The 5,452-nt window shown below is 64.0% G+C and carries 6 protein-coding genes; 4 read left to right on the top strand and 2 right to left on the bottom strand.

All coding sequences use genetic code 11. The features are described from left to right. The first annotated feature begins 96 nt into the window (after window positions 1–96). Together Q0341_RS09720 and Q0341_RS09715 are read left to right on the top strand one after the other, a co-directional pair. Window positions 97–681: an SIS domain-containing protein gene (locus Q0341_RS09720; RefSeq protein ID WP_299512612.1), complete on the top strand. Its 585-nt coding sequence runs from the start codon at window positions 97–99 to the stop codon at window positions 679–681. Continuing rightward, window positions 682–1,299 (top strand): BON domain-containing protein, encoded by a 618-nt coding sequence (locus Q0341_RS09715; RefSeq protein ID WP_299512610.1) that lies wholly within the window; start codon window positions 682–684, stop codon window positions 1,297–1,299. 57 nt (window positions 1,300–1,356) lie between these two features. On the opposite strand, the gene Q0341_RS09710 is transcribed toward Q0341_RS09715, so the two are convergent. Beyond that, window positions 1,357–3,165, bottom strand: coding sequence for a carboxyl transferase domain-containing protein (locus Q0341_RS09710; RefSeq protein WP_366522764.1), 1,809 nt, complete (start codon window positions 3,163–3,165; stop codon window positions 1,357–1,359). 97 nt (window positions 3,166–3,262) lie between these two features. Here Q0341_RS09710 and Q0341_RS09705 point away from each other — a divergent pair, with 97 nt between their 5' ends. Continuing rightward, a complete protein-coding gene (locus Q0341_RS09705) occupies window positions 3,263–4,279 on the top strand; it encodes an asparaginase (protein WP_299512605.1) in 1,017 nt (338 codons plus the stop codon). Between the two features lie 72 nt (window positions 4,280–4,351). On the opposite strand, the gene Q0341_RS09700 is transcribed toward Q0341_RS09705, so the two are convergent. Next, window positions 4,352–5,035 carry a YggS family pyridoxal phosphate-dependent enzyme gene (locus Q0341_RS09700; RefSeq protein WP_299512602.1) on the bottom strand — a complete coding sequence of 228 codons (684 nt, stop codon included), beginning with the start codon at window positions 5,033–5,035 and terminating at the stop codon, window positions 4,352–4,354. A gap of 121 nt (window positions 5,036–5,156) precedes the next feature. Here Q0341_RS09700 and Q0341_RS09695 point away from each other — a divergent pair. Next, window positions 5,157–5,452, top strand: a 296-nt coding sequence (locus Q0341_RS09695; protein ID WP_299512600.1) for an NAD(P)-binding domain-containing protein, incomplete at its 3' end; no start/stop codon positions are given.

Below are 5,452 nucleotides of genomic sequence, written 5' to 3'. Positions count from 1 at the left end.
AATAAAGCGACTTTGGCCGCGCAACGCAAGTGTTTGGCCACACGCTCGCACGCTTTATAGGCCTTGCACAGGCTGACAGGGGTATCATCGCGCCCTATGTTAGACCTGCGCATTCAACAGCATTTCATAGACAGTGCCGACCTGCATTACCAGGTGGCCGAGGGCTTGGCCAAACCGGTCGATGCGGCCGTGCAAGCCGTGTTGGCCTGTGTGACCGGCGGGGGCAAAGTGCTCACCGCTGGCTTGGGCGCTTCGGCAGGTTTGGCGCAATATTTGGCCGGTTTGATGGTCGGCGGCTTCGAACGCGAACGGCCAGGCCTGTCGGCCATGGCCTTGTCGGCCGATGCCCAGATGGGCAGCCAGTGGCCCGATGAGCTGGCCTTGGCCCACCAGGTGCGTGCCTTGGGCCATACTGGCGATGTGCTTTTCTTGATCAGCGCTCGGGGTGCTGAGTCGGCTTTGGTGTCGGCCGTGGAGGCTGCGCATGAGCGAGAAATGAGCGTGGTGGCCTTGACCGGCCACCAAGGCGGCGCATTGGCCCGTCAACTGCGCGAGACCGATGTGCATGTCTGCGTGCCCCACGAGCGGGTGGCCCGAATTCGCGAGGTGCAGCAGTTGGTGCTGCACTGTTTGTGTGATGGTATTGACACCCAGTTGTTGGGTGAACAGGAGTCTTATTAAATGAAACGTCAACTTCAAACGGTGGTTTATGGTGCGGTTTTGCTGGCCTCCTTGAGCAGCTTGAGCGCTTGCGCGCCGCTGATCGTTGGCGGTGCCGTCATGACGGGTGTGGTCGCTCTGGACCGGCGCACCACGGGCACCCAGGTCGAAGACGAGGCCATCGAGATCAAGGTGGCCAGCGCGGTTCGCCAAGAAATGGGCGAGCGTATCCACCTGAACGTGACCAGCTTCAACCGCCAGGTCTTGCTCACGGGCGAAGTGCGCACCGCTGCCGACAAGGAGCGCGCCGAAAAACTGGCCAAGGGCCAAGAAAACGTGAACGCGGTGGTCAATGACCTGGCCGTGATGTCCATCAGCACCTTGACCCAGCGCTCCAAAGACGTGGTCACCACAGGCCGTGTCAAGGCCGCTTTTGTAGACGCCAAGGACCTACAGGTTAATGCCATCAAGGTGGTGACCGAGCGCGGCACGGTGTACCTGATGGGCCGTGTCACGCCCCGTGAAGCCAAACGGGCCACGGACATCGTGCGCGGCATGAGCGGCGTGTCCAAGGTGGTGCGCGTTTTTGAAGAAATCTCGGAGCAAGAACTGCAGCGCCTGAGCCAGCCAAGCAAATAAACGCGCAGCGACGGATGCGCCCGACGGGCTGCCAGGCGCCTCTGGCGGTGCGCTGGGTCACCAAGTGTCGATGGCCCTGACCCCAGCGTCGGGGGCGATTGCCCCTGACGCCAAACCAGCCACCAACCACGTCCGCGTTTCGGCCGGGTCGATCACCGCATCGATCTCCAGCGTGGCTGCCATGTTGATGGCGCTGCCGTTGTCGTATTGCTGGGCCAACAGTTGGTCAAACAGCGCGTCACGTTCTGGGCCCTCGGGCACGGCCTCCAGTTCCTTGCGGTAGCCCAAGCGCACCGCGCCCTCCAGGCCCATGCCGCCAAACTCGCCTGTGGGCCAGGCCACGGTGGCCAAGGTTTCGTGAAAGCCGCCACCCGTCATGGCCATGGCGCCCAGGCCGTAGCCTTTGCGCAGCACCACGCTGAGCAGCGGCACCCGCAAATGCGCGGCTGCGACAAACATGCGCGAGACATGACGCACCTGCGCCGTGGCTTCGGTCTCGGGCCCGACCATGAAGCCGGGCGTGTCCACCAAGCTCACGATGGGCAAGCCGTGTGCGTTGCACAGCTGCATGAAACGCGCGGCCTTGTCGGCGGCATCGGCGTCAATGGCCCCACCCAAATGCAAGGGGTCGTTGGCCATGAGGCCCACCGGGCGTCCTGCGATGCGCGCCAGCGCGGTGTGGATGCCCACGCCAAAACCGGTTCGCAAGAGCAATAGGCTGCTTTCGTCGGCGATGCCCTGCATGGCGGCGCGGGTGTCGTACACGCGCAGGCGGTTTTCGGGCACCACATGGCGCAGGGCCTCGGCGGGCGGTGCTTCCCATTCGGTTTGCGCGCCTTGAAAAAACGACAGGTAATGCCGCGCCGTGGCCACGGCTTGTGCCTCGTCATCCACCAACACATCGATCACGCCGTTGTCATGCTGCACGCCACTTGGGCCAATCTGCTCGGGCTTGAAAACACCCAGACCGCCGCCCTCGACCATGGCCGGGCCGCCCATGCCGATGTTGCTGCCGTGTGTGGCGATGATCACGTCAGAGCAGCCCAACAGCGCGGCGTTGCCCGCAAAGCAACGCCCGGCCACCACGCCCACCACCGGCACGCGGCCATTGAGGCGCGCAAACGAGGCAAAAGTGGCCAGGTTCAGGCCCGCCACGATGGCCACGTCCACATCGCCTGGCCGGCCGCCGCCACCTTCGGCGAACAGCACCACCGGCAGCTTGTGCTGCAAAGCGATGCCCAGCATGCGGTCGGTTTTTTGGTGGTTGCGCATGCCTTGTGTGCCCGCCAATACGGTGAAGTCGTAGGCCATGACCACCACGCGCTGGCCGTTGACGCAGCCGATGCCGGTGACCATGCCATCGGCGGGCGTGTTGCGCATCAGGTCGTCCGCCGTGCGGCGGCGGCTTTGCGCGGCCACAGCCAGGGCGCCGTATTCAATGAATGAGTCAGGGTCACACAGGTCGGTGATGTTTTCGCGGGCGGTGCGCAGCCCCATGGCATGGCGCTTGGTCACGGCTTCGGGGCGAGCAGAGTCTTGCGTGAAGGCCAGGCGGGCCTTTAGTTTGTGCAGGTCGGCTCGCTCGTTCGATGGCTTGGCGGCGTGCGGCGGCGTGTTGGTGGTGTCGACAGGGGGGTGCGGATGCGAGGCCGCATCGGCCAAAGGCGTGAGCGAGGCCAGCACCTCGCCTTCGGCCACTGCTTCGCCGGCTTGGAAGAACAGTTCACCCACCAAGCCAGCCTCAGGCGCACGGATTTCGTGCTCCATCTTCATGGCCTCCAAAATCACCAGCACATCGCCTGCGGCCACGGCCGCACCGGGGGCCACCAACCACTGGACCAGTTGCGCTTGCAGGGGGGAATGGATGTTTTGCATGCAGCCATTGTGCGGCGCAGCTCCGCCAGCACCCGGTCAAGTTCGGGACAATTTAAACTGGGTTTTTCTTGTCTCAAAAAACCAAACCGTGAACTTTGAACCGCTGATCGAGCTGACCCGCAATGGCATCCAGGAATGCGTGCACATGGGTGCACTGGCCGTGACCGACACCGAAGGCCGCGTGTTGGCCCAAGTGGGCAACCCGCACTGGCTGTGCTTCACCCGCTCCACCCTCAAGGCCATGCAGGCGCTGCCGCTGGTGCAGTCGGGCGGCGTGGCGCATTTTGGCTTCACGCCCCCCGAGCTGGCCATGATGTGCGCCAGCCACAACGGCGAAGAGATGCACGTCGAGCAGGTCTCGTCCATCTTGCGCAAGAGTGGCAGCACTACCCGCCAGATGCGCTGCGGCTGCCATGTACCTTACCGCTTCACGTTCTTTGACCAACCCATGCCCGAAGGCTTTGCCTACGACGAGCGGCACCACAACTGCAGCGGCAAGCACAGCGGTTTTTTGGCCTACTGCGTGCAGCACGGCCTGCCCACCGACACTTACACCGAGGTGGACCACCCGCTGCAGCAAAACATTCGCCAAGCCGTGGCGCATCTGGCCGGTTTAACTGAAGAAGAGCTGGCGCTGGGCATTGACGGCTGCTCGGCCCCCAACTACGCCATGCCCCTGTTGCGCTTGGCCCGCAGCTATGCCCGATTGGCGCAGCCCGAATCCGACGGCTTGTATGGCGAGAGCTTGCAACTGTTGGGCCAAGCCATGAGCGCCCACCCCGAATTGGTGTCGGGCACCGGCCGCAACGATGCCGACTTTATGCGCGCGGGTCGGGGCGACTGGGTCAGCAAGGTTGGCGCAGACGGTGTGCAGGTGGTGGCCAGCCGTGTGCGTGGCCAAGCCTTGGCCATCAAGATCATGGATGGCAACAAGGCCGCGCTGTTTGCGGCCACCGTCGAAGCCTTGGACCAACTCGGTTGGCTGGACGATGCGCAACGCACCGCCCTGGCGCCTTGGCGTGCGCAGGTGTTGCTGAATGTGGCGGGCGCGCCGGTGGGCGAGCGGCGCAGTGTGTTCCAGTTGCGCGCTGGCGAGGCGGCCTGAGTGGCGGCGGGGGCGTGCCGTTGAAGGTGCAATGCGCGTGCCCCAAGCACCGCTGGGTTGGGCCTGAGCCGCTCAGCGTTGGCCAAAAATGGCGGTGCCCACCCGCACCAGCGTGCTGCCTTCGGCTATGGCTTCGGCCATGTCGGCGCTCATGCCCATCGACAATGTGTCGAGCAGCAGGCCTTGCTGGCGCAGGGCTTCAAAAAGGGATTTGGCCTGGGCGTGCACGGCGCGCATTTGCACAGTCGTCTCTGCAGGCTCGGGGATGGTCATTAGGCCGCGCAGTTGCAGGCGCGGCAAAGCGGCCACGGCTTGCGCCAGCTCGGGCAGTTCTTGTGGGCTCACGCCCGATTTGTTGTCGCCCCCGTCCACATTCACCTGAATGCACACCTGCAAGGGCAGCAGGTGCTCGGGGCGTTGCTCAGACAGGCGCTGGGCGATTTTGAGGCGGTCGACGCTGTGCACCCAGTCAAAGTGTTCGGCCACCAATCGGGTCTTGTTGCTCTGGATGGGGCCGATGCAGTGCCACTGCAAGGGCAAATCGCGCAAGGCGTTGATCTTGTCCACCGCTTCTTGGATGTAGTTTTCGCCAAAAGCGGTTTGCCCAGCCGCATGGGCCTGGCGCACCGCATCGGGGCCCCAGGTTTTGGAGACAGCCAGGAGCTGTACGCTGTCTGCGGCGCGTCCTGACGCTTGGCAAGCGGTCTGAATCTGTACCCTGACACGGGCGATGTTGTCGGCAATCGATGGGTTCATGAAGGGAGGGTACCAAAAGCGGCGATGTCACCCAGCGGTCAGCCCAAAGCACCCGTTGCGCGCCAGACCACCCACGGGCTGCCAAAATACCCCCTTTCTTCACTCCCTAACGAGACATGCCATGAGCCAAATTGCCGCCAAAACCTACGATGCCGCCCCTGCCAAAAAAGTCGCCTTTTTGGGCCTGGGCGTGATGGGTTACCCCATGGCGGGCCACCTGGCGCGTGCCGGGCACCATGTCACCGTGTACAACCGCAGCGCCGCCAAGGCCTCCGCCTGGGCCGCTGAGTGCCCCGGCAACGCCACTGCGCCCACACCGCGTGAGGCGGCAGCGGGTGTGGACATCGTGTTCGCCTGTGTGGGCAACGATGCCGATTTGCGCAGCGTGGTCTTGGGACCGGACGGTGCGTTTGCAGG

The sequence above is a fragment of the uncultured Limnohabitans sp. genome (assembly GCF_937889215.1).
In the GTDB taxonomy this organism is placed as follows: Bacteria; Pseudomonadota; Gammaproteobacteria; order Burkholderiales; family Burkholderiaceae_C; genus Limnohabitans_A.
The sequence above is the reverse complement of the archived record's forward strand: the minus strand, read 5'-3'. Positions and strand labels throughout refer to the sequence as shown.

Excerpts from the sequence above, each read along its gene's own strand:
- Q0341_RS09700 (WP_299512602.1), bottom strand. The coding sequence starts at position 5,035 with ATGAACCCATCGATTGCCGACAACATCGCCCGTGTCAGGGTACAGATT.
- Q0341_RS09715 (WP_299512610.1), top strand. The coding sequence starts at position 682 with ATGAAACGTCAACTTCAAACGGTGGTTTATGGTGCGGTTTTGCTGGCC.
- Q0341_RS09720 (WP_299512612.1), top strand. The coding sequence starts at position 97 with ATGTTAGACCTGCGCATTCAACAGCATTTCATAGACAGTGCCGACCTG.